Raw genomic sequence first — 26,981 nt, 5'->3', positions numbered from 1 at the left:
TATTTTCTTTGCCGGCAAGCAAAAACTTGCCGGCAAAGAATTTATGGGGTTGGTACTTGTTCTTGTTTTTTCACGACAGGTTTGATTTTTCGATAACGTGCCATTCCTGTTCCAGCAGGGACGAGCTTTCCGATAATGACGTTTTCTTTCAAACCAAGCAGTTCGTCGCGTTTTCCTTTAATGGCTGCATCGGTTAGGACGCGGGTCGTTTCTTGGAATGACGCTGCTGATAAGAACGAATCCGTCTCAAGCGATGCTTTTGTAATTCCAAGCAATACTGGGCGAGCAGTTGCTGGACGTTTACCTTCTAGCAATACTTTCGCGTTCGCATCGGTAAACTGATGAATATCGAGCAACGTGCCTGGAAGTACATCTGTATCTCCTGCGTCGATTACGCGTACTTTCCGAAGCATTTGACGAACCATAACTTCAATATGTTTGTCGCTAATTTCTACCCCTTGCATTCGGTATACTTTTTGTACTTCACGAAGCAAGTACTCTTGTACGGCGGTAATGTCTTTTACTTTTAGCAATTCTTTCGGGTCAATCGAGCCTTCCGTTAATTCTTGACCGCGTTCGACATGTTGGCCTTCTTGTACTTTTAGTCTTGCGTTATATGGCGCGGTATACGTGCGTGTTTCGACATCGCCTTTTACGACGATTTCTTGTTGATGATCACGAGTTTCGGTAATCGAAACGACGATTCCGTCAATTTCAGAAATAACAGCTTGCCCTTTCGGATTGCGCGCTTCAAACAACTCTTGAACACGCGGCAAACCTTGAGTAATGTCATCGCCTGCAACCCCACCGGTATGGAACGTACGCATCGTCAACTGCGTACCAGGTTCACCGATTGATTGGGCAGCGATAATCCCGACTGCCTCACCCACTTCTACTTCCGAACCAGTAGCAAGGTTGCGTCCGTAACATTTTTTACATACACCGTGGCGCGTGTTACATGTAAATGCTGAACGAATCCATACTTTATCGATGCCTGCTTTAATAATTGCATTGGCAGTATCTTCGGTAATCATTTCGTTTTCACGAACGATAATTTCGCCTGTTTCCGGATGTTTGATCGTCTTTCTTGCATAGCGTCCAACTAACCGTTCTTCCAATTTGACGATGACTTCTGTTCCGTCCGTCAATGCTCTTACAAGCATGCCGCGGTCTGTTCCGCAATCGTCTTCGCGAACGATAACGTCTTGGGCAACGTCAACAAGACGACGTGTTAAATATCCAGAGTCAGCTGTTTTCAATGCTGTATCTGCCAATCCTTTACGCGCACCGTGTGTGGAAATAAAGTATTCCAATACGGTGAGTCCTTCCCGGAACGACGATTTAATTGGCAACTCGATAATGCGTCCAGCTGGGTTGGCCATCAACCCGCGCATACCGGCTAGCTGCGTAAAGTTCGAAGCGTTACCGCGGGCACCAGAGTCGCTCATCATAAAAATTGGGTTACGTTTATCGAGCGATTCCATCAACTTGCTTTGAATTTTATCTTTCGCTGCACTCCAAATGGAGATGACACGTTCATAACGTTCTTCATCGGTAATTAATCCGCGTCTAAACTGCTTTAAGACCGTATCGACTTTTGTTTGCGCTTCTTGCAAAATTTCTTGTTTTTCCGGCAAGACGACGATATCAGCTACACCGATTGTAATTCCGGCTTTCGTCGAATATTTAAAGCCAAGGTCTTTCATACGGTCGAGCATTTTCGACGTTTCCGTAATTTTGAAACGTTTAAATACTTCCGCGATAATATTTCCAAGTATTTTCTTTTTGAATGGCGGAACAAGTTCACGTCTGCGAATTTCTTCTTTAACATTCACGCCTTTGTCAAGGAAATATTTATCTGGTGTTCTTTCCTCAATATTTTCTTGCGTCGGCTCGTTAATGTACGGGAATGATTTCGGTAAAATTTCGTTGAAAATCAATTTCCCGACAGTAGTGATGAGCAGCTTATTGTTTTGCTCTTCCGTAAACGTTTCGTTTTTCAATGAGCCGGCATGAATAGCAATCCGTGTATGCAGATGGACGTATCCGCTATGGTAAGCAAGCAACGCTTCATCCGTATCTTTGAAAACCATGCCTTCCCCAATTGCGCCTTCGCGTTCCATCGTTAAGTAATAGTTTCCTAATACCATGTCTTGCGAAGGAGTAACGACTGGTTTTCCGTCTTTCGGGTTCAAAATGTTTTGCGCTGCAAGCATGAGTAATCGCGCTTCTGCTTGTGCTTCTGCCGATAACGGAACGTGCACTGCCATTTGGTCGCCGTCAAAGTCTGCGTTATACGCCGTACATACAAGTGGATGTAGACGAATCGCACGACCTTCGACAAGCGTTGGCTCGAACGCTTGAATGCCAAGACGGTGCAACGTCGGGGCACGGTTGAGAAGTACCGGATGTTCTTTAATGACCGATTCTAGTACGTCCCATACTTCCGGATGCACACGCTCAATTTTCCGTTTTGCGCTTTTAATATTGTGCGCTAATCCACGCTCGACTAGCTCTTTCATGACGAATGGCTTAAACAATTCAAGCGCCATTTCTTTCGGTAGCCCGCATTGGTACATTTTCAAGTTCGGACCGACAACGATTACCGAACGACCAGAGTAGTCGACACGTTTTCCAAGCAAGTTTTGCCGGAAACGACCTTGTTTTCCTTTTAGCATATGCGACAACGATTTTAACGGACGGTTGCCTGGACCTGTGACTGGACGTCCGCGTCGACCATTATCAATAAGCGCGTCAACCGCTTCTTGAAGCATCCGTTTTTCGTTTTGCACGATAATGTTCGGAGCGCCGAGATCTAACAACCGTTTTAAGCGATTGTTACGGTTGATGACTCGACGATATAAATCGTTTAAGTCTGATGTTGCAAAGCGACCACCGTCTAATTGAACCATCGGACGCAATTCCGGTGGAATAACCGGAAGAACATCCAACACCATCCACGCAGGGTCGTTCCCCGAATTGCGGAACGCCTCTAATACTTCCAACCGTTTAATCGCCCGTGCACGACGTTGCCCTTGCGCCGTTTTTAACTCTTCTTTTAACGATTCGACTTCTTTTTCCAAGTCAATATCTTGTAGGAGCTTTTTGATCGCTTCTGCTCCCATCGAAGCTTGGAACGAGTTGCCGTATTTTTCACGATACGCTCGGTATTCTTTTTCCGAAAGAAGCTGTTTTTTCTCTAGCGGCGTATCGCCTGGGTCAGTGACAACGTACGACGCAAAATAGATCACTTCTTCTAAAGCGCGTGGGGACATGTCTAAAACAAGCCCCATGCGACTTGGAATCCCTTTAAAATACCAGATATGTGAAACAGGAGCAGCTAGTTCAATATGCCCCATTCGTTCGCGACGCACTTTGGCGCGGGTTACTTCCACGCCGCAGCGGTCGCAAACAACACCTTTATAACGTACGCGCTTATATTTTCCGCAATGGCACTCCCAGTCTTTTGTTGGACCGAAAATGCGCTCGCAGAACAATCCGTCTTTTTCCGGTTTTAACGTCCGATAGTTGATCGTTTCTGGTTTTTTCACTTCGCCATACGACCACGAACGAATTTTCTCCGGCGAAGCAAGACCAATTTTCATATACTCGAAATTATTTACGTCTAGCAAGGGGCCTACCTCCCTCTCAATCTCCAGGTTTTACCCTTATTGCCTCATCGTTTATTCTTTTGTGACAGTTTCTTCTTCCTTTTCTGGAACGATGCCGACGGTCATCGCGTCCGCTGGTTGCACATCGTCATCGTCATCGAAGTTTTCCATGCTAATTTCTTTGTCGTCGCTTGAAAGAATCGTAACATCCATTCCTAAACTTTGTAGTTCTTTAATCAATACTTTAAACGATTCTGGAACGCCTGGTTCTGGAACGTTTTCACCTTTGACAATTGCTTCGTATGTTTTCACCCGACCGACGACGTCGTCCGATTTGACGGTTAAAATTTCTTGTAACGTATATGCTGCACCGTATGCCTCGAGTGCCCATACCTCCATCTCTCCGAAGCGCTGACCGCCGAATTGTGCTTTCCCACCAAGCGGCTGCTGCGTCACGAGCGAGTACGGACCAGTCGAACGAGCGTGGAGTTTGTCGTCTACCATGTGTGCTAGTTTAATCATATACATGATTCCAACAGATACACGGTTATCAAACGGTTCCCCTGTGCGCCCATCGTATAGCACCGTTTTGGCATCGCGAGCCATTCCCGCTTCTTCTAAAATTGCCCATACATCTTCTTCGCGCGCACCATCGAATACCGGCGAAGCGACATGAAGACCAAGCTTCCTCGCTGCCATTCCAAGGTGCAACTCAAGCACTTGCCCGATGTTCATCCGCGACGGAACGCCCAATGGGTTTAACATGATATCGACTGGTGTGCCATCTGGCAAGAACGGCATGTCTTCTTCCGGAAGAATTCTTGAGATAACCCCTTTATTTCCGTGGCGACCAGCCATTTTATCGCCTTCGGAAATTTTCCGTTTTTGCACAATGTATACGCGCACAAGCTGATTCACGCCAGGAGGAAGTTCGTCTCCGTCTTCACGGTTAAATACTTTGACATCTAATACGATTCCACCGCCGCCATGCGGTACACGAAGTGATGTATCCCGTACTTCACGAGCTTTTTCCCCAAAGATAGCATGCAATAGACGTTCTTCTGCGGTTAACTCGGTGACGCCTTTTGGTGTCACTTTCCCGACAAGCAAGTCTCCGTCTTTCACTTCCGCTCCGATACGTACAATTCCACGCTCATCCAAATTGCGGAGTGCATCTTCTCCGACGTTTGGAATATCGCGTGTAATTTCTTCTGGACCAAGCTTCGTGTCGCGCGATTCCGATTCATATTCTTCAATGTGAATAGACGTATATACGTCTTCTTTTACAAGCCGTTCGCTCATAATAATCGCGTCTTCGTAGTTGTAACCATCCCATGTCATGAAGGCAACGAGTACGTTGCGACCAAGTGCTAACTCCCCTTTTTCCATCGACGGACCGTCAGCAAGAATTTCTCCTTTTTCGACGATATCCCCTTTTTGCACGATCGGGCGTTGATTGTAGCATGTGCCTTGGTTTGAACGGACAAATTTGAGCAGACGGTATTTGTCTAAATCGCCTTTTACTTCTTTGCCATCTACTTCGATGAGGCGACGTACCCAAATTTCTTTTGCTTCCACTCGTTCGACAATTCCGCGATGTTTACAAATAACAGCCGCTCCAGAGTCTTTCGCCGACACATATTCCATCCCTGTTCCGACAATCGGCGCTTCCGGTTGCAATAACGGAACTGCTTGACGCTGCATGTTTGCACCCATCAATGCGCGGTTTGAGTCGTCATTTTCTAAGAATGGGATACACGCTGTCGCTGCAGAAACGACTTGTTTTGGTGATACGTCCATATAGTCGACACGGTCGCGCTTGACGACAATGTTTTCCCCGCGGAAGCGTGCCACAATGTCTTCGTCTAAAAATGTGCCGTCTTCTGCAATTCGTGCGTTTGCTTGAGCAACGACATAGTTGTCTTCTTCATCAGCTGTTAAATAATCAATACGATTCGTTACTTTTCCTGTTTCTGGGTCAACACGGCGATACGGCGTTTCAATAAAACCAAATTTATTGACTTTTGCATATGTCGATAACGAGTTAATCAAGCCGATGTTTGGACCTTCTGGCGTTTCGATTGGACACATACGCCCGTAGTGAGAGTAGTAAACGTCACGAACTTCAAACCCAGCGCGTTCCCGCGTCAAACCACCAGGCCCTAATGCAGAAAGGCGGCGTTTATGCGTTAACTCCGCAAGCGGGTTCGTTTGGTCCATAAACTGCGAAAGCTGCGAGCTGCCGAAAAATTCTTTAATTGCCGCAATCACTGGTCGAATATTAATTAATTGCTGCGGCGTAATCGTATTTGTATCTTGAATGGACATGCGCTCACGAACGACACGTTCCATGCGCGATAATCCGATTCGGAATTGGTTTTGCAATAGCTCTCCGACAGAACGAAGACGACGGTTGCCTAGATGATCAATATCGTCTGTATCCCCGACTCCGTGAAGAAGATTAAAGAAATAGCTAATGGATGCGATGATGTCACTTGGCGTAATATGTTTAACGTCTTCTGCAATGTATCCGTTGCCAATGACATGAATGACTTGCTCGCCTTCCGAATCGTTCGGCGCATAAATTTTAATCGCTTGTAGCGTAAACTCTTCTTCTACTACGCCACCAGCTTGTTTATACGTACGAAAGCCAATGCCATTTTCTAAGTAAGGTAAAATGCGATCTAACGTTCGTCGGTCAATGACCGTTCCTTTTTCCGCAATAATTTCACCTGTTTCATGGTTGACAAGCGTTTCCGCGAGCCGTTGATTGAAAAGTCGATTTTTAATATGGAGTTTTTTGTTAATTTTATAACGCCCAACACTTGCTAAATCGTAGCGTTTCGGGTCGAAGAAACGAGAAATCAATAAGCTTTTCGCGTTTTCTACTGTCGGCGGTTCGCCTGGGCGCAACCGCTCATAAATTTCAAGTAACGCTTTTTCTGTACTTTCTGTGTTGTCTTTTTCAAGCGTGTTGCGAAGATATTCGTTCTCGCCAATTAAATCAATGATTTCTTGGTCAGAGCCGAATCCAAGCGCACGCAAAAGAACGGTGACAGGCAATTTACGAGTGCGGTCAATGCGAACGTATACGACATCTTTCGCATCGGTTTCGTACTCTAGCCATGCGCCACGGTTTGGAATGACTGTCGCAGAAAATCCACGCTTTCCGTTTTTGTCTACTTTTCCGCTGTAGTATACGCTTGGGGAGCGGACAAGCTGAGAAACGATGACACGTTCTGCACCGTTAATGATGAACGTTCCCGTCTCCGTCATAAGAGGAAAATCCCCCATGAATACATCTTGTTCTTTCACTTCGCCTGTTTCTTTATTGATAAGGCGCACTTTCACGCGAAGCGGTGCTGCGTAGGTCACATCGCGTTCTTTTGATTCCTCTACCGAGTACTTCGGTTCCCCTAGACTATAATCAACAAATTCAAGGGAAAGATTTCCGGAAAAGTCTTCAATTGGGGAAATTTCTTTGAACATTTCTCTCAGACCTTCATCAAGGAACCATTGATAAGAAGAGGTCTGAATTTCGATAAGGTTTGGTAACTCGAGTACTTCACTGATACGCGCGTAACTTCTTCGTTGGCGGTGTCGTCCATATTGAACTAGTTGACCTGTCAACTGATTCACCCCTCAAATTCAAGCATTAGTGAAAATAGCAGGCAACTTTTCTAAACAAGAAATATTTGCCTTACTATCAGAGACAAAAGAAAAATGGTTTCTATATAAGAAAACCACATTTTCACCTATTTATTGATTTTATAATTTTTCCCAACAGAAATAAAATTATACATACAATCACCGAATAAGGTTACATATTTGGCATTTTATAATGCTACCATAGGTAAAAAAAACTGTCAATCTTTTTTTGCCTTTATGATATAATATCCTTTTTTCTTTGTGACCACTTCTACATGAGAAAATAATGTTTGTAACTTCTCGAGTGCAGACGGTGCACCTTGCTTTTTCTGAATTACAACCCACAGCTCCCCTTTCGGAAGAAGATGGTGCGAGCTTTGTTCAAAAATGGCGTGAACAATCTTTTTTCCGGCACGGATTGGTGGATTCGTTACAATGGCCGCAAACGTCTTCTCCCCAACGCCCGCAAACAAATCACTCTCGTAAACAACCGCGTTATGAACATGATTGATTTGCTTATTTTTGTTTGCCAGTTCAAGCGCCCGTTCGTTAATATCAATCATCTCTACCCGACGGGTTGGAAACGACTTTGCGACAGCCAATCCGATTGGCCCATAACCGCAACCAACGTCTAAAATAGCCCCGTCGATTGCTGGTTCTGTAAATGTTTCAATTAGTAGCCGCGAACCAAAATCGACTTCCCGTTTCGAAAAAACGCCGCTATCCGTTGTAAATGTCAACTTATTCCCACGCAACGTAAAATTCCACGTCTGTAGGTGGTGCGAAGAAGAAGGGGTTTTTGAATAATAATGTTCCAATGACATCACCTTTTTTTCTTTTAGTATTCCCTCTTTTCACCATAGTAAAAAAGCCCGCTATCATTTAGCGAGCTTTTTTCGTTTAAACGAGATTACTTCACTTCTACAACAGCGCCAGCTTCTTCAAGTTTCGCTTTGATTTCTTCTGCTTCTTCTTTAGAGATGCCTTCTTTAACTGGCTTTGGAGTGTTGTCTACTAAGTCTTTCGCTTCTTTTAAACCAAGACCAGTAAGTTCGCGCACAACTTTGATAACTTTGATTTTTTGCGCGCCGCCATCTTTAAGGATAACGTCGAATTCTGTTTTTTCTTCAGCAGCTTCGCCAGCAGCAGCACCGCCAGCAACTACTACAGGAGCAGCAGCAGTTACACCGAACTCTTCCTCAATTGCTTTTACTAAGTCGTTTAGTTCTAAAACAGTCATATTTTTAACCGCTTCAATGATTTGTTCTTTAGTCATTGTAATGTTCCTCCCTTAATCGTATTTATTAAAATCCAGAAACTTTATGCACCTTGTTCTTCTTTCTTCTCAGCAACTGCTTTTGTAACAAGCGCGAAGTTGCGGATTGGTGCTTGAAGAACGCTAAGCAACATAGAAAGCAAGCCTTCGCGAGAAGGAAGGTTTGCAAGTGCTTTGACTTCCTCCAACGTTGCAACGTTTCCTTCGATGACACCTGCTTTAATTTCTAATGCCTCGTGTTTTTTCGCGAAGTCATTTAAAATTTTCGCAGGAGCAACAACATCCTCGTTGCTGAACGCGATCGCGTTCGGTCCTGTAAGCACTTCATCTAATCCTTCTAATCCAACTTCTGCAAGCGCACGGCGAGTTAACGTGTTTTTGTACACTTTGAACTCGATGCCCGCTTCACGAAGCTGCTTACGAAGCTCAGTTACTTCCGCTACGTTTAGGCCGCGATAGTCGACGATAATCGTTGATTTGCTCGCGCGGAATTTATCAGCGATTTCCGCTACCACTTGCTTTTTGAGTTCGATTGCGCTGCTCATCCTTACACCTCCTGTAGATAAATCCGAACCACTTATACCGCAAAAAACCTCCATGTCTACGTAGACATGGAGGTACCTTAAAAGTGCGTAATACAGCACTTTTTCTATGCTAGGAACACCTCGGTAGGAAATTAAGCTCTATTCGAGCACCTACTGTCTACGGTACAAATGATTTTTGTTTTTCAAACAATGTATATGATACTAAACGGCGTCTCAAAAGTCAACCGTTTATCGTGCAACGACGAATGTGGAAGGATCTACTTTAATACCAGGTCCCATCGTTGAAGTAACGGTTACGTTTTTCACGTACGTACCTTTCGCTGCAGCTGGTTTTACTTTTAAGATCGTTTCGTAAATAGTTGTAAAGTTGTCGACAAGCTTTTCGCTGTCAAACGAAATTTTTCCGATTGGCACGTGGATGTTACCTGCTTTATCTACACGATATTCCACTTTACCAGCTTTAATTTCTTTTACCGCTTTCGCTACGTCGAACGTAACTGTACCAGTTTTTGGGTTTGGCATTAGCCCTTTAGGACCTAAAATACGCCCTAATTTACCAACTTCACCCATCATGTCTGGAGTAGCAACGATTACATCAAAGTCAAACCAACCTTGTTGGATTTTGTTGATATAATCTGTATCGCCAACGTAATCAGCACCTGCAGCTTCTGCTTCTTTCGCTTTTTCACCTTTGGCAAACACAAGCACACGTTGCACTTTACCAGTGCCATGTGGCAATACAACCGCACCGCGAATTTGCTGATCTGCTTTCTTCGGGTCAACCCCTAGACGGAATGCTACTTCTACTGTTGCATCAAATTTTGCAATGCTCGTTTTTTTCACAAGTTCAATCGCTTCTGTTACAGCGTACGCTTTAAAGCGGTCTACTAACTTCGTCGCTTCGACATATTTTTTTCCTCTTTTAGCCATTTGAATTTCCTCCTCATTGTGGTTTTAGCGGAATAACCTCCCACGAATAAAGGTTGCGAAAAGGAATGAATCCTTGTAGTCGCAACCTTCCCTAGCCAGCTTATGCCTCATTAGTCTTCGATAACAATGCCCATGCTGCGGGCTGTACCTTCAACCATGCGCATTGCAGCCTCAATGCTCGCTGCATTTAAGTCTGGCATTTTCGTCTCAGCAATCTCACGCACTTTGTCGCGTTTGACTGTCGCTACTTTATTACGGTTTGGTTCACCGGAACCTGACTCGATGCCAGCTGCTTTTTTAAGCAATACAGCAGCAGGCGGAGTTTTCGTAATGAATGTAAATGAACGGTCCTCGTATACCGTAATTTCAACAGGAATAATCAAACCTGCTTGGTCAGCTGTACGAGCATTGAATTCTTTACAGAATCCCATGATGTTAACACCAGCTTGACCTAACGCTGGACCAACTGGTGGTGCCGGGTTCGCTTTACCTGCAGGGATTTGTAGCTTCACGACTTTGATTACTTTTTTAGCCACGAGACACACCTCCTTAAGTCCGTGATGTGGTATTAGGGACGTTCCCTCCCACTCGATTAGGTTACGAAAAGGGCGTAACCTCCCTTTCCTCCTATTTTCTTGCATAGGAGAGCGATTCTCTATTCCGGAAGCTCCCTTATGGTAGTAAGACATAAGTTCATTGCTACGCGAATAGAAAACTGTATTTATCGATTTATAAACGGTTAAATGTTATCAGCCTCTATCACGAGGTATACTGACTATAAAATAGTATCACTTTTCCTTTTTGATTGCAAGTTATTTCATCTTAGATTTTTTCGATTTGAGAAAAATCTAACTCTACCGGTGTTTCACGCCCAAACATATTGACGCGGACTTTTACTTTTCGTTTATCTAAATCAAACTCTTCAATCGTACCAGCAAAGTTTGCGAACGGACCTTCTTTTACGCGGACAGTTTCTTTTAATTCATAATCAAAATCTACCTCAGTAAGCGACATCCCCATCCGTTTCAAGATGGTGTGCACCTCTTCTTCAAGCAGCGGTGTCGGTTTTGAGCCTGCCCCACTTGATCCGACAAACCCTGTCACTCCTGGGGTATTTCGTACGACATACCACGAATCATCTGTCATAATCATTTCTACTAATACATATCCAGGGAATACTTTTCGCTTCGTTACTTTTTTCTTTCCGTTTTTCATATCTGTTTCTTCTTCTTCTGGAACAACAACGCGAAAAATTTTATCTTGCATCCCCATCGATTCGACGCGCTTTTCTAAATTGGCTTTTACTTTATTTTCATAACCCGAATACGTATGAATGACATACCAGTTTTTCTCCATTCGCTGGGACGTAAACGTCCTTCCCTCCCTAGAAACCATTTTATAAACAAAACAAAAACCCGTTTCCGGGCTTTCATCGTCTACCTTATTATCTTCCATTATACCATACGAAAACGATTGTTATTCAAGCACAAAACGAATTAAAGATGAAATTCCTAAATCGACCACAGCGAAAAAGACAGTCATGAATGCGACGGTAGCCAAAACAGTGAGCGTATAGTTCACTAGTTCTTTTCGTTTCGGCCAACTGACCCGCTTCATTTCGCGTGCGACTTCTTGAAAAAATTTTACGACTCGTTGCATGATAGTAACCTCCAACTACTTCGAGCTGCTTATGCTTGTCCCGATTTCATTTCGTTTCACGGTGGACGGTATGGGTATTGCATACTTTACAAAATTTCTTCATCTCTAATCGTTCTTGCACACCCACCACATTTTTCATCGTCGAATAGTTTCGGCTATTGCATTGACTACAAGCTAGGATGACTTTTTTACGCATCGTTGCCCCACCGTTCTACAAAGTGTCCATAAAAATTTATCACACCAATATTTTGCTGTCAATACATTACAAACTAATCTCTCGAAGTTCTAAATACTTTTCTAACTTTCTTTTTACCCGCTGCAAAGCGTTATCGATTGATTTTACGTGCCGGTTGAGCTCTTCCGAAATTTCTTGGTACGACCGGCCATCTAAGTATAGTACAAGAACTTTCCGTTCTAAATCGCTCAATAGCTCGGCCATCTTTATTTCGATATCATCCACTTCTTCGCGATTAATAATGAGTTCTTCCGGATCGGTTGGTTTCGCCCCAGAGAGGACATCCATTAATGTCCGATCGGATTCTTCATCATAGATTGGTTTGTCAAGGGAAACGTAGGAATTGAGCGGGATGTGTTTTTGTCGCGTTGCCGTTTTGATTGCTGTAATCATTTGTCGCGTAATACACAACTCAGCAAACGCCTTAAACGACGTTAGCTTGTCCTCTTTAAAATCGCGAATCGCCTTATACAGCCCAATCATGCCTTCTTGGACGATATCTTCGCGGTCTGCGCCTACTAAAAAATAAGAACGCGCTTTCGCTCGCACGAAGTTTTGATACTTATGAATTAAAAAATCGAGCGCATCGCTGTCCCCTTGATGAACGCGTTCTACCAATTCTTCGTCTTCCAATCGCTCTAACTGTCTGTCGTGCTCACTTTTGAAGCCTTCGCCCACGCCGATCCCCCCGACCGCACAAATCACTAAAATTATTATACAGCACAAATTTTTACAGCGTCAACCACTCATTTTTCGCCTCTTCGCCATTTTTCGAAAATTTTTGCAACTTCATCAGTCAACGGGATTTTAGCTTGCGGTTTTTTCTCGTGAATGCTTTCCACTTTTTTTGCAATGCTTCGCTCAATTGCCTCCATCTCTATTAGCAGTTCCCGCGCGGACTTTCGCAACGCTCCTTGTCCAAAAATGGTCCATTGTTCCGTATAATCAGATGTTGCTACATACACTTTCGTTCGAACGTTAATTAGCTGTTTGGCCATTTTTTCAATTCGCTCGTCCGCTGTTTCATGTTCTTTTGTAAAAATGACATCCACTTGATAGTTTGTATACTTTTTCTCGATTCCTTGTACGAGGTGTGCATCGAAAACGATAATAACTTTATGTCCGGTGAACCCTTGATATTCGGCCATTTTTTCGATTAACATATCGCGCGCCGCTGCTAAGTCGTGCTCCTTTAGCTTGCGCAGCTCTGGCCAAGCGCCGATGATGTTATATCCGTCTACTATTAAAATGTCCATCTTCCTTATTCTCCTAAAGGATACCGTTTGCGATACACCTCATACATTAATAAGCTCGCAGCAACCGAAGCGTTTAAAGAAGTGACATGCCCTCTCATTGGCAGTTTAATTAAAAAATCACATTTCTCTAAAACCAATCGGCTAATTCCTTTTCCTTCGCTTCCAACAACGAGCGCTAATGGCATCGTTCCATCCAGTTGACGATAGTCATCGCTTGCTTTCGCATCTGTCCCAACAATCCACACGCCTCTTTCTTTCAACTCGTCAATCGTTCTTGCCAAATTGGTGACGCGGACAACAGGAACGTGCTCAATCGCTCCTGTCGAAGCTTTCGCTACCGTTTGTGTCAAACCGACGGAACGGCGTTTCGGAATAATAATACCGTGTGCACCTACTGCATCAGCTGTTCTCATAATGGAGCCTAAATTATGCGGGTCTTCTAGCTCGTCCAACAATAAGAAAAAAGGATGTTCATTTCTGTCCGCTGCACGACGAAACAATTCATCCATATCGTAATAACGATAAGCAGCTACTTGCGCCACTACTCCTTGATGATTCCCATCCGTCATCTGATCAAGTTTTTGTTTCGGGACGTATTGAATAAGCACGTTCTGCTCTTTTGCTAGCTGAACAATTGCCTGCATCGCTCCTCGTTGCGATCCTTCGGCAATCCAAAGTTTGTTTATTTCTCGTTCTGCCTTCAACGCTTCCATGACAGGGTTTTTTCCGATAATCAAGTCCATTGTTACAACTTCCTTTCTTGGCTTTCGACAATGTCAAACGAATAGGCGATTAACTCTTCCATTCGTTCCTCATTATTTCCCAGGAAATGATAACCGAGCAATGCTTCAAATGCCGTACTGTAACGGTATGTTTGCACATCTGTATTTTTCGGTACGGTCATCGACTTACTGTTGCGACCGCGGCGAATAATGGCTTCCTCTTCTTCCGTCAATACGGCGCGTTCTAATAATGTTAATACAATATGTGCCTGCGCTTTTGCAGAAACATAGCGAATTGCTTGACGGTGAAGCTCGTTTGGCTTAACACTTCCTTTGGAAAGAAGGCGATGCCGTACGTATAGTTCATATACGGCATCACCGATGTAAGCAAGCGCAAGACCGTTTAATTGTTTGGCATCTTTAACTGACGAGAAATTCATCGGCATTTATCCTCTTTTCCATCTTGTTCCTTGCGGTGTATCTTCTAAAACAATGTTTTTCGCTTTTAATTCATCGCGAATTTTGTCAGCCAAGGCAAAGTTCCGGTTCTTTCTCGCTTCGTTCCGCTGGTGAATGAGCGCTTCGATTTCCTCATCAAGCAATAGCTCTTCTTTGAAAGAAATACCTAATACATCTAATAACTGTTCGAACGTCTGCAAAAAGGCGCGAATGACCGTTTCCGCTGTATTTTTCTCCAGCAAATATACATTCGCATGCTTTGCCAGTTCAAATAGCGCAGCGATTGCATTTGCTGTATTAAAATCATCATCCATTTCCCGGATAAAAACAGCGCGACATTCCTCTATTTTCGCTAGCCATTGTTCGTCGTGATCCGTTAAATTGCTGCTGCTGGCAAGGCGATGTTTTAAATTCGTATATGCTGTTTTTAATCGCTCCAACCCATTTTTCGTGCTTTCTAATAGTTCTTCGCTATAGTTGATTGGATGGCGATAATGAACCGATAGCATGAAAAAGCGCAACACTTGTGGATCAATTTGCTTCACAATATCGTGCACAAGAACGAAGTTGCCAAGCGATTTTGACATTTTTTCGTTGTTAATATTAATGTACCCGTTATGCAGCCAATATTTTGCGAACGTTTTTCCTGTCAATGCTTCGGATTGCGCAATTTCGTTTTCGTGATGTGGAAAGGTTAAATCTTGACCACCCGCATGAATATCGATCGTATCGCCTAAATATTTTCGTGCCATTGCCGAGCATTCGATATGCCATCCTGGACGCCCCTTGCCCCATGGACTATCCCACGCAATTTCTCCTTCTTTCGCTGCTTTCCATAGCGCAAAGTCTAACGGATCTTTCTTTTTTTCGCCAATTTCAATACGCGCACCAGCACGCAGTTCGTCAATAGATTGATGCGATAGCTTTCCGTAGTCCGCAAAATTTCTCGTTTTATAATATACGTCCCCATCTACTTCGTACGCATACCCTTTTTCGATAAGCTGCTCAATAAACTCGATAATAATATCAATATTTTCTGTAACTCGCGGGTGAACGTTCGCTCTTTTGCATCCTAATGCAGCAATATCTTCAAAATACGCGGCAATAAATCGCTCCGCAATCGTTGGAACATCTTCGCCTAATTCCCGCGCTGCCCTAATAAGCTTATCGTCTACATCTGTAAAGTTAGAGACGTACTGAACGTCATAGCCGCGAAATTCTAAATAGCGACGAATCGTGTCAAACACAATGGCCGGACGAGCGTTGCCGATATGAATATAATTGTACACCGTTGGGCCACACACATACATTTTCACTTTATTTGGTTCAAGCGGTTCAAATCGTTCCTTTTTTCGCGTGAGCGTATTATAAAGCTGAATGCTCATGATTTTTCTTCCCTTCTTTTAATTGTTGCAATTCTGTTCGTAAGTTGGCTAGTTCTTCTTCCAATTCCTTTAATCGATCGGCAATCGGGTCTGGTAAATCGGTATGATTCAAATCTTTTACTTTTACTCCGTTGCGCACAACGACTTTTCCTGGAATGCCGACAACGGTCGAGTTTGGCGGAACATCTTTTAATACGACCGAGCCTGCGCCAATTTTCGAGTTTTCGCCAATCGTAATGGAGCCTAGCACTTTTGCCCCCGTAGCGATTAAGCAGTTGTCTTTAATCGTCGGGTGGCGCTTCCCTTTTTCTTTTCCTGTTCCTCCTAGTGTGACGCCTTGGTATACGGTGACGTTATCGCCGATTTCGCACGTTTCGCCAATGACAACCCCCATGCCATGATCGATGAAAAAGCGTCGACCGATTTTTGCACCTGGATGGATTTCAATGCCGGTGAAAAACCGACTAATTTGCGAAATTAAGCGCGCAATAAAATAAAATTTTCGTTTATAAAAGGCATGGGCAATTCGATGCGCCCAAATCGCATGCAGCCCAGAGTACGTTAAAATCACTTCTAAATAGCTTCTAGCCGCTGGGTCTTGCTCAAAAATAACTTCAATGTCTTCTTTTAATGTTTTAAACACAATCGTTCCCCCCTTTGTTATCTTGCAAAAAGAAAAGCGCCGCTGTGTACAATGACACAGAGACGCTTCGTTGCGCGGTTCCACTCTGTTTAGCCAACCAATACGTTAGCTCCCTTTGCTCTTATAACGGAAGAGAATCCGCTCCACTCTACTACAGAACGTCTCTGGTTCGAAAGGAGGCTCCGAGGGGCATTTCAAAAACATCGAACATAAGTCACTTCCAGCCAAGGTGACCCTCTCTGTCATGCCAATGTTTTTTACTTCTCCTCGTCAACGCTTTCACTTATCGAATGAATCGCCTTTTCTAAACGTTGAACAACTTTTTCCTTGCCGAGCAGCTGAATCGCTAGCGGAAGCTCTGGTCCGTGCGTTTGACCGGTTGTCGCCACTCGAATCGGCATAAACAACTTTTTCCCTTTTTGTCCTGTTGTTTTTTGCACAGATTTAATGGCTGCTTTAATGTCATCTGCCATAAACGACGGAAGCTTTTTCACTTCTTCTAAAAAGGCGTGAAGCACATCTGAAACTTGTTCTTCAGAAAGCACTTCTCTTGCTTCCTCATTATACTCAACTTCTTCTTTAAAGAACAACTCGGACAATTCGACAATTTCAGCACCATAACTCATTTGCTCTTGATATAGCGCAATTAAATGGCGCGCCCACTCTTTTTGTTCCTCGCTCATTGTTTCCGGCAACCGCCCTGCCTTCACTAAATGTGGAAGCGATAATTCAACAAGCCGGTCTAAATCGAGCTTTTTAATGTATTGGTTATTCATCCATGTTAACTTTTGTTTATCAAACATCGACGGAGATTTAGATAAGCGAGAAACATCAAAAATACGAATAAGTTCTTCTTTTGTAAAAATTTCTTCTTCCCCTTCTGGCGACCATCCTAATAAAGCGAAGAAGTTAAACATCGCTTCTGGCAAATACCCAAGCTCTTTGTATTGCGATACAAACTGAATAATCGACTCGTCACGTTTCGATAATTTTTTCCGGTTTTCGTTGACGATAAGCGTCAAATGTGCATATTGCGGCGCTTCCCAACCGAAATATTCATAAACCATTAGCTGCTTTGGCGTATTGGATAGATGTTCTTCCCCGCGAAATACGTGCGTAATTTTCATTAAATGATCGTCAATGACGACCGCAAAATTATACGTTGGGATGCCGTTCGCTTTCACAATGACCCAATCGCCAATATCTTTTGACTCAAACGATACGCGGCCGCGTACCATGTCTTCGAATTCATATACTTTTCCTTCCGGTACTTTGATGCGAATCGTATACGGTTTTCCTTCCGCTTCAAGCTGGTTGACTTGTTCTGGTGTTAAATGACGGCATTTTCCGCTATATTGCGGTGCCGCAATGCCCGCTGCTTTTTGCGCCTCACGTTCCTGTTCTAATTCCTCTGGCGTACAAAAACATTTATATGCAAAGCCTTTTTCCAACAGCTCGTTCGTGTATCGGCGGTATATCTCAAGACGCTCTGTTTGGCGATACGGGCCATATCCCCCGTCTTTATCAACCGATTCATCGTATTCAATACCAAGCCATTTTAAATTTTCTAGCTGAGACTGTTCGCCACCTTCTACATTCCGTTCAATATCTGTATCTTCAATGCGAACAATAAATTTTCCGTTATGATGGCGAGCAAACAAGTAGTTAAACAGCGCTGTGCGAGCGCCACCGATATGTAAATGACCGGTCGGACTCGGCGCATAACGCACCCTTACTTCGTGTGACATACAATAACCTCCATCAATTTATACTGTGTACTTGTTATTTTAAATGATTCGGTCATAAAGTTCAAAACGATTATTGCTTTTGTAGCAATACGACTGCTTGAGCAGCAATGCCTTCTTCTCGACCGGTAAACCCGAGACGCTCCGTCGTCGTTGCTTTCACGTTTACTTGGGATACGTCGCTTTCCAATAGTTGGGCAATTTTTTCTTTCATGGTTTCGATATACGGCGCCATTTTTGGTCGCTGCGCAATAATCGTGCAGTCAACGTTCACAAGCTGATACCCTTGTTTTTTCACAAGTGCCCATACGTGCTGCAAAAGCAGCGCCGAATCAGCATTTTTATATTGTGGGTCGGTATCTGGGAAATGCTTCCCGATATCGCCGGCACCAATTGCGCCTAAACAAGCATCTGCCACCGCATGCAACAAGACGTCTGCATCCGAGTGACCGAGCAATCCTTTTTCATATGGAATATGAATGCCGCCAATAATCAACGGACGACCTTCGACGAACTGATGAACATCAAATCCTTGTCCAATGCGAAACATACAGTAGTCACCTTTCTCTTTTAGACGATAAAATGGCTTCCGCAAATAATAAATCATCCGGGGTTGTTAGCTTAATGTTGCGATAATCCCCTTCAATGATTTTCACTTTTTGCCCGATGCGCTCTACAAGGCTCGCATCGTCTGTGCCAATGTAGCCTTCTTGTTTGGCACGTTCATGGGCGGTTAAAATAAGCGAAACACGAAAAGCTTGTGGAGTTTGTACTGCCCACAAGCTAGAGCGTTCCACCGTTTCCTCGACAAATCCTTGCTGAGCACGTTTGACGGTGTCTTTCATCGGTACAGCAGGAACTGCTGCACCGTGCTCATTTGCTTCGTTTACTAATTCATGAATTTTTTCCATCGTAACGAACGGGCGAGCACCATCATGGATTAACACAAGTTCGCTACTTACGGCTTTAAGTCCATTATAAACGCTATGCTGCCGCTCTGCACCACCGATCACGAGCGCATTCACTTTTTTTAGTTGAAATGCTTGAAATAGCTCGTGAAATCGTTCCCGTTCCGCTTCGCTCACAACAACGATAATGCCTTCACACCAATCGTCTTGCTCAAATACTTTTAGCGTACGAACGATTACCGGCTGGCCGCCAAGTTCGAGCAATTGTTTATTAATGCCCGCCTTCATCCGTTTTCCTTGCCCTGCTGCAGGAATGACCACTTGATAGTTCATCTGTAAATTCCCCTAACTATAACGCCTTTTGCAAAAGTTTTAATTTCGCAAAAATCATTCTCCCTGCAGATGTTTGTAACACGCTGGTGACGAGTACGTCAACCCGTTTGCCGATATATTCTTTGCCATCCTCGACAACAATCATCGTCCCATCGTCTAAGTAAGCAACACCTTGATTATGTTCTTTGCCGTCTTTAATGACTTGAACATTCAATTCTTCCCCCGGAAGAACGACCGGTTTTACTGCATTAGCTAAATCGTTAATATTGAGCACTCGCACATTTTGCAGTTCGCATACTTTGTTTAAGTTGAAATCGTTAGTGACAACAACGCCTGATGTTAATTTAGCCAACTTTACTAATTTGCTGTCTACTTCTTGGATATCATCGAAGTCGCCTTCGTAAATTTCCACTTTCATTTCTAGTTCTTTTTGAATACGATTTAAAATATCTAACCCACGCCGACCGCGATTTCTTTTTAAAACATCGGAAGAATCGGCAATATGCTGCAGTTCCTCTAGTACGAATCGCGGAATGACAATCGTTCCTTCTAAAAATCCCGTCTGGCAAATGTCCGCAATCCGCCCATCAATAATGACACTTGTATCTAAAATTTTTAACGCACGACCTTTTTGGCTTTCATTCTCTTCTTCATTCCCTTTTTTCTTTGCCATTCGATTGGAAATCGAAAATAAACTCATTAATTCATGCCGCTTTTTGAAACCAACCTGGAACCCTAAATACCCAAGCAAAATCGTCAAAAAGACCGGCAGCACCGTGTTCACCACTTGAAACTGAAAAGCCTTGAGCGGCATGACCACTAAAAAAGCAACAACTAGACCAAAAATAAGGCCTAAACTACCGAACAAAATATCTGTCACAGGCGCTTTCACAAGCGATTCTTCCATCCAGCGAATGACATCGACAACGTAATCTACAGCCCAAAAAGTCATAATAAAGAAAATAAGTGCCCCAACAATCGCCAACATATATGGATTATTTAAAATAGAGAGATGCTCCACCTTCATTAACGCAAGCAAATCAGGAAGAAACATAATCCCGAGCGTTCCACCAACCACTAAGAAAAATAGCTGAACAATTCTTTTTAACATTCTTTCACCTCCTCAATTATCATTATAAACAGTTTCCAATGTTTGAAACCAATAATAACACAGTTTTTAATCTTTTTAAAAAATTTGATACATATTTGTAACGTTCTCGCTATTTTCGAGAAAATGCATATTCCAATGCCTCTGACACATGCGATACCCCGATAATGTCCACCCCTTTTGGTGCACTCCAGCCGCCAAGATTATTTTTTGGTAAAATAATGCGCTGGAATCCGAGCTTCACGGCTTCTTGTACGCGCTGTTCAATGCGAGAAACGCGACGCACTTCCCCTGTTAGCCCTACTTCGCCAATGATTACGTCCGATGGATTCGTCGGCTGATCGCGAAAGCTCGAAGCAATGCTTACCGCAACTGCTAAATCAATGGCTGGCTCATCTAGTTTCACACCACCCGCTACTTTTAAATACGCATCTTGATTTTGTAAAAGTAGCCCGACCCGCTTTTCAAGCACTGCCATCAATAACGACACGCGGTTATGGTCAATGCCAGTCGCCATTCGTCGTGGATTTCCAAAGCTTGTCGGTGAAATTAATGCTTGAATTTCGACGAGTACAGGTCTCGTTCCTTCCATAGAAGCAACAACCGTCGAACCCGCAACACCACCAGAACGCTCCTCTAAAAATACTTCGGACGGATTTTCTACTTCCAATAGCCCAGACTCCCTCATTTCAAAAATGCCGATTTCGTTCGTCGAACCAAACCGATTTTTCACCGCTCGTAAAATTCGGTACGTATGATGCCTCTCTCCTTCAAAATAAAGAACTGTATCTACCATATGCTCTAAAATTCTCGGTCCAGCAATCGATCCTTCTTTCGTCACATGGCCAACAATAAAAATAGCGACACCTTTCGTTTTGGCAATTCTCATCAATTCCCCGGTGCACTCCCTTACTTGGGAAACGCTCCCTGGTGCAGAGGCAATTTCCGCGCGATAGATCGTTTGGATAGAATCAATGACAACAAAATGCGGCTGAATCTCTTCAATGGCTTGATGAATGTACTCTAAATCTGTTTCTGCCAAAACGTATAAGTCATGCGCGGAAACACCGAGGCGATCCGCTCGTAATTTCGTTTGTTTTACCGATTCTTCTCCAGAAATATATAGTACTTTATGATGTTGAGCAGCCAACTGTGCGGAGACTTGCAGAAGAAGCGTCGATTTCCCAATCCCTGGGTCTCCACCGATTAACACAAGCGACCCTTTCACAATGCCGCCACCTAACACTCGATTAAACTCGGAAAGATTTGTCGTAATTCTCGGCTCTTGCGCTGTCGTAATGGTTGTAATGGACACCGGTTTAGAAACGGTGTCGGCAGAGTGAACAAACACTCCTCTTGCTGCCTGTTTCCCCCGCTCCATTTCTTCTACCATCGTATTCCACGCTTGGCATCCAGGACATTTTCCCATCCATTTAGCCGATTCGTATCCACATGATTGGCAAACAAATTTCGTTTTTTTCCTCATAACCCGTGTCCCTTTCTCCGAACAAATGCAAAAACAAGGTATGCGCCTAAATAGCCGCCGCATACCTTGTTGCTTTATTTTACTGAACGGTTTGCTCTGATAATACGACGAACTCCCCGTCTTTTACGTCAACAACTACTTTTTGACCTTTGGCAATTGTACCTTTTAGCAATTCTTCTGATAGCCGGTCTTCAATATGTTTTTGCAATGCGCGACGCAATGGACGTGCTCCATACTCTGGGTCATATCCTTCCGCAGCAATTTTTTCAATCGCCGCTTGCGTCAATTCGAGGTCAATATCTTGTTCTTTCAATCGTTTCACAAGCTGCTCTGCCATTAAATTTACAATTTGTGCTAAATGTGGTTTTTCAAGTGCATGGAAGACAATGATTTCGTCGATCCGGTTTAAAAACTCTGGACGGAACGCTTTTTTCAATTCTTCCATCACTTTCCCTTTCATATCTTTATATTTTTCGCTTTCATCTTGAACGTTAAAACCGACGTATTTATTTCGTTTCAACGCATCTGCACCAACGTTGGATGTCATAATGACAATCGTATTGCGAAAATCAACCGTTCTTCCTTTCGAATCCGTCAAACGCCCATCCTCTAGTACTTGCAATAAAATATTGAAGACGTCAGGATGTGCTTTCTCTATCTCATCTAATAACACAACCGAATACGGTTTGCGACGTACTTTCTCCGTTAACTGCCCACCTTCTTCATATCCGACATACCCAGGAGGAGAACCGACAAGTCGGGAAGTGGAATGCTTCTCCATATATTCTGACATATCGATGCGAATTAACGCATCTTCATCACCGAACATCGCTTCTGCTAGCGCCCGCGCTAATTCTGTTTTTCCGACCCCAGTTGGCCCTAGGAAAATAAACGAACCGATCGGACGTTTCGGATCTTTTAACCCTGCACGAGCTCGACGAACTGCTTTTGCTACTGCTTTCACTGCCTCTTCTTGCCCGATAACGCGTGAATGTAATATTTCTTCCAGTTTCAATAATCGTTCCGTTTCCGTTTGCGCCAACTTCGATACCGGAATTCCCGTCCAGCTAGAAACAACCATCGCAATATCTTCTACCGTTACTTCCGAATTTTCTTTTCCTTGTTTTTCCTTCCATGCCCGTTTTGTTTCCTCTAACTGCTCGCGTAACCGCTGTTCTGTATCCCGTAAAGAAGCTGCTTTTTCAAACTCTTGGCTTTGTACGGCCGCGTCTTTCTCTTTGCGAACTTCTTCTAATTTTTGTTCTAATTCTTTTAAGTTTGGCGGTGTCGTAAAAGAACGAAGGCGAACTTTCGAGCACGCTTCATCAATTAAGTCAATCGCTTTATCTGGAAGAAAACGATCAGTAATGTATCGATCGGATAATTTCACTGCCTGAACAATCGCTTCATCGGAAATGGATACGCGATGATGCGCTTCGTATCGATCACGAAGTCCTTTTAAAATTTGAATCGATTCCTCGACCGTTGGTTCATCTACATAAATTGGTTGGAAACGTCGTTCTAATGCGGCGTCTTTTTCAATATATTTTCGGTATTCATCTAGTGTCGTCGCTCCGATACATTGCAGCTCTCCACGAGCAAGTGAAGGTTTTAATATATTAGAAGCGTCAATAGCTCCTTCCGCTCCCCCTGCACCAATCAACGTGTGAAGCTCGTCAATGAATAAAATAATATTGCCTGCTTGACGAATTTCATCCATCACTTTTTTCAATCGATCCTCAAATTCTCCACGGTACTTCGTTCCTGCCACTACCGTCCCCATATCAAGCGTCATTACCCGTTTGTCGCGAAGCGTTTCCGGCACCTCGTTATTAACAATTTGCTGCGCTAATCCTTCGGCAATCGCCGTTTTTCCGACACCTGGCTCCCCGATTAACACAGGGTTATTTTTCGTTCTCCGGCTCAATACTTCAATGACCCTCTGAATTTCTTTGCTTCTTCCAATGACCGGATCTAAGCTTCCTTCTCGAGCAATCGCCGTTAAATCACGAGCTAGACTATCCAATGTCGGAGTGCTAACATGCGAAGCATTGCCTTGATGACCAGAAATGGATTCGTTGCTCCCTAATAGCTGCAATACTTGTTGCCGCGCTTTATTCAAGCTTACTCCTAAATTATTGAGCACACGAGCTGCTACGCCTTCGCCTTCACGAATAAGCCCGAGCAAAATATGCTCTGTTCCTACATACGAATGACCAAGCTTTCTTGCTTCATCCATCGAGAGCTCGATCACTTTTTTCGCCCGTGGTGTATAGTGAATCGTTTGCGAAGATTCATGCCCACGCCCAATGAGCGCTTCCACTTCTTTCTGAATTTTATCTGGCCCTAGTCCTAGCGCAATTAACGCTTTCGCCGCAATCCCTTCACCTTCACGAATAAGTCCAAGCAAAATATGTTCTGTTCCAATATTATTATGACCAAGGCGCACCGCTTCTTCCTGTGCCAGCGCCAATACTTTTTGTGCCCGCTCCGTAAATCTACCGAACATCATACTCCATCACCCTCCATCGCTTTTTTCTCTTCCATTTTCAACCGTTCGCGAATCAGTTTAGCACGAAGAACATCCCGCTCGTTCGGTCGCAACGCTCCGCCAGCATATTGCTGTAAAAAGCCTGGTTGTGTCAAAATCATCAACTCATTTAAAATGTTTCGGGAAATATTTTTAATGTATCCTAAATCAATTCCTAGACGGACATCTGATAAGCATTGAGCAGCTTCTTTTGATTCAATCACACGGCTATTCGCTAATATCCCGTAGGAACGAAAGACTCTGTCTTCTAATTGTATGTTTAAAGTTTTGACTAATGCCTCTCGTGCCATTCTTTCCTGTGCAATTAATTGTTGGACAACACTTTTTAAGTCTTCCACAATGTCTTCTTCCGATTTACCTAACGTAATTTGATTAGAAATTTGGAATATGTTCCCTAGCGCCTCACTTCCTTCCCCGTACGTTCCCCTAACAACAAGGCCGAGCTGGTTAATCGCGGGGATAATGCGGTTCATTTGCTGTGTTAAAATAAGCGCCGGAAGATGCATCATAACAGATGCCCTTAGCCCTGTGCCAACGTTAGTCGGGCAGCTCGTTAAATAGCCTCTTCTTTCATCGAAAGCATAGTTTACGTGCCACTCCATCCAGTCATCCAGTTCATTTGCCATTTCTAACGCTTCGGTTAATTGGAACCCTGGAAACAAGCATTGAATACGAATATGGTCTTCTTCATTCACCATAATGCTCACTTCCTCATTCTCTGAAAGCAAACATGCGCCAAACGGGCAATCCTCCGCTAAATGTGGGCTGATTAAATGTTTTTCAACCAATACTCTTTTTTCGATCGGCTGAAGTTCGTTCATTTTCAATAATTCAAACCGACCAAGTGAGCGGTAAGATTGTTTAGCAAAGTATTGCTCAAAGATGCGAACAATTTGTTGCGCTTCTTCGTTGCTAAAAACGGTCGGAAATTCATAATCAACAATATTTCGTGCCAAACGAATACGGCTGCTGAGCACAATATCTGAGTCCGGACCTTCTTGACTCATCCACGAACTTACTGCCCGATTCAAAAATTTCTCCAACGACACACTCACTCCCCCTCTCCATGTTCGCTTAACTGCGCCTCAAGTGAGCGAATTTGATCACGGACTTCAGCTGCCTTTTCAAATTCTTCTCTTGCAATTAGCTCCTGAAGTTTTTGCTTTAGCTGCTCGATTTGCTTGCGAACATGAATGGTACCGCCAATTCGTTTCGGAATTTTTCCAGCATGAATAGTATTGCCGCTATGCAATCGTTTCAATATCGGCTGCAACTGTTTAGCAAAAGCATCATAGCAATGAGAACAACCAAACCGACCGATTTTCGTGAATTGATGATATGTCATGTTACAACGTTCGCACTGCAAAAGCTCCATTTGAAAGGTATTTGGTTTTGTTTCTTTAATAGGGGATTCGAAATTCAATAAACCAGATAATAAATTATGAATGGAAAACCCCGAATTTTCCGGAAACATAAAAACATTTCCATGCTCTTGCGCACAATGTTCACAAAGATGAATTTCTGTTTTTTCCCCGTTAATGATTTTCGTGAAATGCATCGTAGCCGGCCGTTGTTTACATTCTTGACATATCAAATGATTCACCTCTTTCTTTTATTTATATTTTAACGAGAGCAGCATCGCTTTTAACATTCGTGCTCTTAGTTCGTCACGATGCGGTAAATCAATATATAAAACAGAACGATCGATCACGCTTAACATAATATTTGCTTCACGTTGCGAAATGACTTTTTCTTCTACTAAACGGTGAATAATGCCTTCTGCACTAGATTGACTAATACGGTGATCGATAAGTGATAATAATTGGTCGATGAGCTGCCCTTCATTTTTTGTTTTTACTTTCATAATTCGAATATACCCACCACCGCCGCGTTTGCTTTCTACGATATATCCTCGCTCTAACGTAAAACGAGTGTTAATCACATAATTGATTTGCGACGGAACGCATTGGAACTTATCCGCAATTTCACTCCGTTTAATTTCTACAATTTCTTGGTCACTCATGTTCAACACTTGTTTTAAGTACTGTTCAATAATATCCGAAATATTTCGCACCCTACCCCTCCTTACCGTGTAGGTAGTTGACTTTGACTATATTTGACCTTAATTTTACTATATAGCAAATGAAAAAAAAATGCAACAAACTACCTGTATTATTGCCTTTTTTCTAAGAATGAAACATAAACGTACTTAATTATTAATTTGTTCGATAGCAACGGAGAAAAACCCTTTTATGACAGACAAAAAATTCAACTTTAGGAGTACAAAGGGGAACAACAATGGAGGCTGAAATGAGGGAAAATAAAAAAGCATACCTATAAGGTATGCTTTCTGCCTAGCAACGTCCTACTCTTGCAGGGGCGCTAACCCCAACTACCATCGGCGCTGGAGAGCTTAACTTCCGTGTTCGGGATGGGAACGGGTGTGTCCTCTCCGCTATCGTCACTAGACGAATGAAGGAT

At 43.4% G+C, this 26,981-nt stretch carries 25 protein-coding genes, 1 rRNA gene and 2 other annotated features; all 26 genes read right to left on the bottom strand.

What is annotated here, in order from left to right; all coding sequences use genetic code 11:
* Positions 1 to 41: 41 nt before the first annotated feature.
* A complete protein-coding gene (rpoC, locus tag GGR02_RS13230) occupies positions 42 to 3,632 on the bottom strand; it encodes a DNA-directed RNA polymerase subunit beta' (protein WP_183185502.1) in 3,591 nt (1,196 codons plus the stop codon).
* A 51-nt stretch (positions 3,633 to 3,683) separates the two neighbouring features.
* Positions 3,684 to 7,241 (bottom strand): DNA-directed RNA polymerase subunit beta, encoded by a 3,558-nt coding sequence (gene rpoB / locus GGR02_RS13225; RefSeq protein ID WP_183185501.1) that lies wholly within the window; start codon positions 7,239 to 7,241, stop codon positions 3,684 to 3,686.
* Between the two features lie 236 nt (positions 7,242 to 7,477).
* Entirely contained in the window at positions 7,478 to 8,083 is a 606-nt protein-coding gene (locus tag GGR02_RS13220; protein WP_183185500.1) for a class I SAM-dependent methyltransferase, read from the bottom strand.
* 86 nt (positions 8,084 to 8,169) lie between these two features.
* The gene (rplL, locus tag GGR02_RS13215) at positions 8,170 to 8,535 is read right to left on the bottom strand and encodes a 50S ribosomal protein L7/L12 (RefSeq protein ID WP_183185499.1); all 366 of its coding nucleotides are present in this window, start codon (positions 8,533 to 8,535) and stop codon (positions 8,170 to 8,172) included.
* A 44-nt stretch (positions 8,536 to 8,579) separates the two neighbouring features.
* The gene (gene rplJ / locus GGR02_RS13210; protein WP_183185498.1) at positions 8,580 to 9,080 is read right to left on the bottom strand and encodes a 50S ribosomal protein L10; all 501 of its coding nucleotides are present in this window, start codon (positions 9,078 to 9,080) and stop codon (positions 8,580 to 8,582) included.
* 32 nt (positions 9,081 to 9,112) lie between these two features.
* Positions 9,113 to 9,261, bottom strand: a sequence feature (ribosomal protein L10 leader region).
* 47 nt (positions 9,262 to 9,308) lie between these two features.
* Positions 9,309 to 10,010 (bottom strand): 50S ribosomal protein L1, encoded by a 702-nt coding sequence (gene rplA / locus GGR02_RS13205; RefSeq protein ID WP_183185497.1) that lies wholly within the window; start codon positions 10,008 to 10,010, stop codon positions 9,309 to 9,311.
* A 110-nt stretch (positions 10,011 to 10,120) separates the two neighbouring features.
* Entirely contained in the window at positions 10,121 to 10,546 is a 426-nt protein-coding gene (rplK, locus tag GGR02_RS13200; RefSeq protein WP_183185496.1) for a 50S ribosomal protein L11, read from the bottom strand.
* 286 nt (positions 10,547 to 10,832) lie between these two features.
* A complete protein-coding gene (gene nusG / locus GGR02_RS13195) occupies positions 10,833 to 11,366 on the bottom strand; it encodes a transcription termination/antitermination protein NusG (RefSeq protein ID WP_183185525.1) in 534 nt (177 codons plus the stop codon).
* A 120-nt stretch (positions 11,367 to 11,486) separates the two neighbouring features.
* Positions 11,487 to 11,669, bottom strand: coding sequence for a preprotein translocase subunit SecE (gene secE / locus GGR02_RS13190; protein WP_183185495.1), 183 nt, complete (start codon positions 11,667 to 11,669; stop codon positions 11,487 to 11,489).
* A 46-nt stretch (positions 11,670 to 11,715) separates the two neighbouring features.
* Positions 11,716 to 11,865 carry a 50S ribosomal protein L33 gene (rpmG, locus tag GGR02_RS13185; protein WP_183185494.1) on the bottom strand — a complete coding sequence of 50 codons (150 nt, stop codon included), beginning with the start codon at positions 11,863 to 11,865 and terminating at the stop codon, positions 11,716 to 11,718.
* Positions 11,866 to 11,931: 66 nt separating this feature from the next.
* Positions 11,932 to 12,582 (bottom strand): RNA polymerase sporulation sigma factor SigH, encoded by a 651-nt coding sequence (sigH, locus tag GGR02_RS13180; RefSeq protein ID WP_183185493.1) that lies wholly within the window; start codon positions 12,580 to 12,582, stop codon positions 11,932 to 11,934.
* 68 nt (positions 12,583 to 12,650) lie between these two features.
* On the bottom strand, positions 12,651 to 13,160 hold the full coding sequence (locus tag GGR02_RS13175) for an NYN domain-containing protein (protein ID WP_183185492.1): 510 nt from the start codon (positions 13,158 to 13,160) through the stop codon (positions 12,651 to 12,653).
* A 5-nt stretch (positions 13,161 to 13,165) separates the two neighbouring features.
* A complete protein-coding gene (rlmB, locus tag GGR02_RS13170) occupies positions 13,166 to 13,903 on the bottom strand; it encodes a 23S rRNA (guanosine(2251)-2'-O)-methyltransferase RlmB (protein WP_183185491.1) in 738 nt (245 codons plus the stop codon).
* 2 nt (positions 13,904 to 13,905) lie between these two features.
* Positions 13,906 to 14,322 carry a Mini-ribonuclease 3 gene (locus GGR02_RS13165; RefSeq protein WP_183185490.1) on the bottom strand — a complete coding sequence of 139 codons (417 nt, stop codon included), beginning with the start codon at positions 14,320 to 14,322 and terminating at the stop codon, positions 13,906 to 13,908.
* A 6-nt stretch (positions 14,323 to 14,328) separates the two neighbouring features.
* Positions 14,329 to 15,726 carry a cysteine--tRNA ligase gene (gene cysS, locus GGR02_RS13160; protein WP_183185489.1) on the bottom strand — a complete coding sequence of 466 codons (1,398 nt, stop codon included), beginning with the start codon at positions 15,724 to 15,726 and terminating at the stop codon, positions 14,329 to 14,331.
* On the bottom strand, positions 15,707 to 16,369 hold the full coding sequence (gene cysE, locus GGR02_RS13155; protein ID WP_183185488.1) for a serine O-acetyltransferase: 663 nt from the start codon (positions 16,367 to 16,369) through the stop codon (positions 15,707 to 15,709). Before cysE ends, cysS begins: the two co-directional genes overlap by 20 nt.
* 55 nt (positions 16,370 to 16,424) lie before the next feature.
* Positions 16,425 to 16,652: a binding site (T-box leader), on the bottom strand.
* Complete coding sequence (gene gltX / locus GGR02_RS13150; protein ID WP_183185487.1) at positions 16,627 to 18,117, bottom strand: glutamate--tRNA ligase; 1,491 nt, start codon at positions 18,115 to 18,117, stop codon at positions 16,627 to 16,629. (Overlaps the previous feature by 26 nt.)
* A 70-nt stretch (positions 18,118 to 18,187) precedes the next feature.
* On the bottom strand, positions 18,188 to 18,664 hold the full coding sequence (gene ispF / locus GGR02_RS13145) for a 2-C-methyl-D-erythritol 2,4-cyclodiphosphate synthase (RefSeq protein ID WP_183185486.1): 477 nt from the start codon (positions 18,662 to 18,664) through the stop codon (positions 18,188 to 18,190).
* A 7-nt stretch (positions 18,665 to 18,671) separates the two neighbouring features.
* The gene (gene ispD, locus GGR02_RS13140; RefSeq protein ID WP_183185485.1) at positions 18,672 to 19,355 is read right to left on the bottom strand and encodes a 2-C-methyl-D-erythritol 4-phosphate cytidylyltransferase; all 684 of its coding nucleotides are present in this window, start codon (positions 19,353 to 19,355) and stop codon (positions 18,672 to 18,674) included.
* 16 nt (positions 19,356 to 19,371) lie between these two features.
* On the bottom strand, positions 19,372 to 20,466 hold the full coding sequence (locus GGR02_RS13135; RefSeq protein ID WP_066322113.1) for a PIN/TRAM domain-containing protein: 1,095 nt from the start codon (positions 20,464 to 20,466) through the stop codon (positions 19,372 to 19,374).
* A gap of 109 nt (positions 20,467 to 20,575) precedes the next feature.
* Entirely contained in the window at positions 20,576 to 21,949 is a 1,374-nt protein-coding gene (gene radA, locus GGR02_RS13130; protein WP_229706222.1) for a DNA repair protein RadA, read from the bottom strand.
* A gap of 79 nt (positions 21,950 to 22,028) precedes the next feature.
* The gene (clpC, locus tag GGR02_RS13125; RefSeq protein WP_183185483.1) at positions 22,029 to 24,461 is read right to left on the bottom strand and encodes an ATP-dependent protease ATP-binding subunit ClpC; all 2,433 of its coding nucleotides are present in this window, start codon (positions 24,459 to 24,461) and stop codon (positions 22,029 to 22,031) included.
* Positions 24,458 to 25,549 carry a protein arginine kinase gene (locus tag GGR02_RS13120; protein WP_183185482.1) on the bottom strand — a complete coding sequence of 364 codons (1,092 nt, stop codon included), beginning with the start codon at positions 25,547 to 25,549 and terminating at the stop codon, positions 24,458 to 24,460. Before GGR02_RS13120 ends, clpC begins: the two co-directional genes overlap by 4 nt.
* A gap of 2 nt (positions 25,550 to 25,551) precedes the next feature.
* The gene (locus GGR02_RS13115) at positions 25,552 to 26,094 is read right to left on the bottom strand and encodes a UvrB/UvrC motif-containing protein (RefSeq protein ID WP_183185481.1); all 543 of its coding nucleotides are present in this window, start codon (positions 26,092 to 26,094) and stop codon (positions 25,552 to 25,554) included.
* A gap of 18 nt (positions 26,095 to 26,112) precedes the next feature.
* Positions 26,113 to 26,574, bottom strand: a complete 462-nt coding sequence (locus GGR02_RS13110) for a CtsR family transcriptional regulator (protein WP_183185480.1) — start codon at positions 26,572 to 26,574, stop codon at positions 26,113 to 26,115.
* A gap of 278 nt (positions 26,575 to 26,852) precedes the next feature.
* Positions 26,853 to 26,969 (bottom strand): 5S ribosomal RNA (gene rrf / locus GGR02_RS13105).
* Positions 26,970 to 26,981 lie beyond the last annotated feature (12 nt).

It is taken from the genome of Anoxybacteroides voinovskiense (assembly GCF_014196205.1).
In the GTDB taxonomy this organism is placed as follows: Bacteria; Bacillota; Bacilli; order Bacillales; family Anoxybacillaceae; genus Anoxybacteroides; species Anoxybacteroides voinovskiense.
The sequence above is the reverse complement of the archived record's forward strand: the minus strand, read 5'-3'. Positions and strand labels throughout refer to the sequence as shown.

Excerpts from the sequence above, each read along its gene's own strand:
- GGR02_RS13220 (WP_183185500.1), bottom strand. The coding sequence starts at position 8,083 with ATGTCATTGGAACATTATTATTCAAAAACCCCTTCTTCTTCGCACCAC.
- rplL (WP_183185499.1), bottom strand. The coding sequence starts at position 8,535 with ATGACTAAAGAACAAATCATTGAAGCGGTTAAAAATATGACTGTTTTA.
- rplJ (WP_183185498.1), bottom strand. The coding sequence starts at position 9,080 with ATGAGCAGCGCAATCGAACTCAAAAAGCAAGTGGTAGCGGAAATCGCT.
- rplA (WP_183185497.1), bottom strand. The coding sequence starts at position 10,010 with ATGGCTAAAAGAGGAAAAAAATATGTCGAAGCGACGAAGTTAGTAGAC.
- nusG (WP_183185525.1), bottom strand. The coding sequence starts at position 11,366 with ATGGAGAAAAACTGGTATGTCATTCATACGTATTCGGGTTATGAAAAT.
- secE (WP_183185495.1), bottom strand. The coding sequence starts at position 11,669 with ATGCAACGAGTCGTAAAATTTTTTCAAGAAGTCGCACGCGAAATGAAG.
- rpmG (WP_183185494.1), bottom strand. The coding sequence starts at position 11,865 with ATGCGTAAAAAAGTCATCCTAGCTTGTAGTCAATGCAATAGCCGAAAC.
- GGR02_RS13175 (WP_183185492.1), bottom strand. The coding sequence starts at position 13,160 with ATGGACATTTTAATAGTAGACGGATATAACATCATCGGCGCTTGGCCA.
- rlmB (WP_183185491.1), bottom strand. The coding sequence starts at position 13,903 with ATGGACTTGATTATCGGAAAAAACCCTGTCATGGAAGCGTTGAAGGCA.
- GGR02_RS13165 (WP_183185490.1), bottom strand. The coding sequence starts at position 14,322 with ATGAATTTCTCGTCAGTTAAAGATGCCAAACAATTAAACGGTCTTGCG.
- cysS (WP_183185489.1), bottom strand. The coding sequence starts at position 15,726 with ATGAGCATTCAGCTTTATAATACGCTCACGCGAAAAAAGGAACGATTT.
- gltX (WP_183185487.1), bottom strand. The coding sequence starts at position 18,117 with ATGTCACACGAAGTAAGGGTGCGTTATGCGCCGAGTCCGACCGGTCAT.
- ispF (WP_183185486.1), bottom strand. The coding sequence starts at position 18,664 with ATGTTTCGCATTGGACAAGGATTTGATGTTCATCAGTTCGTCGAAGGT.
- ispD (WP_183185485.1), bottom strand. The coding sequence starts at position 19,355 with ATGAACTATCAAGTGGTCATTCCTGCAGCAGGGCAAGGAAAACGGATG.
- GGR02_RS13135 (WP_066322113.1), bottom strand. The coding sequence starts at position 20,466 with ATGTTAAAAAGAATTGTTCAGCTATTTTTCTTAGTGGTTGGTGGAACG.
- radA (WP_229706222.1), bottom strand. The coding sequence starts at position 21,949 with ATGAGGAAAAAAACGAAATTTGTTTGCCAATCATGTGGATACGAATCG.
- clpC (WP_183185483.1), bottom strand. The coding sequence starts at position 24,461 with ATGATGTTCGGTAGATTTACGGAGCGGGCACAAAAAGTATTGGCGCTG.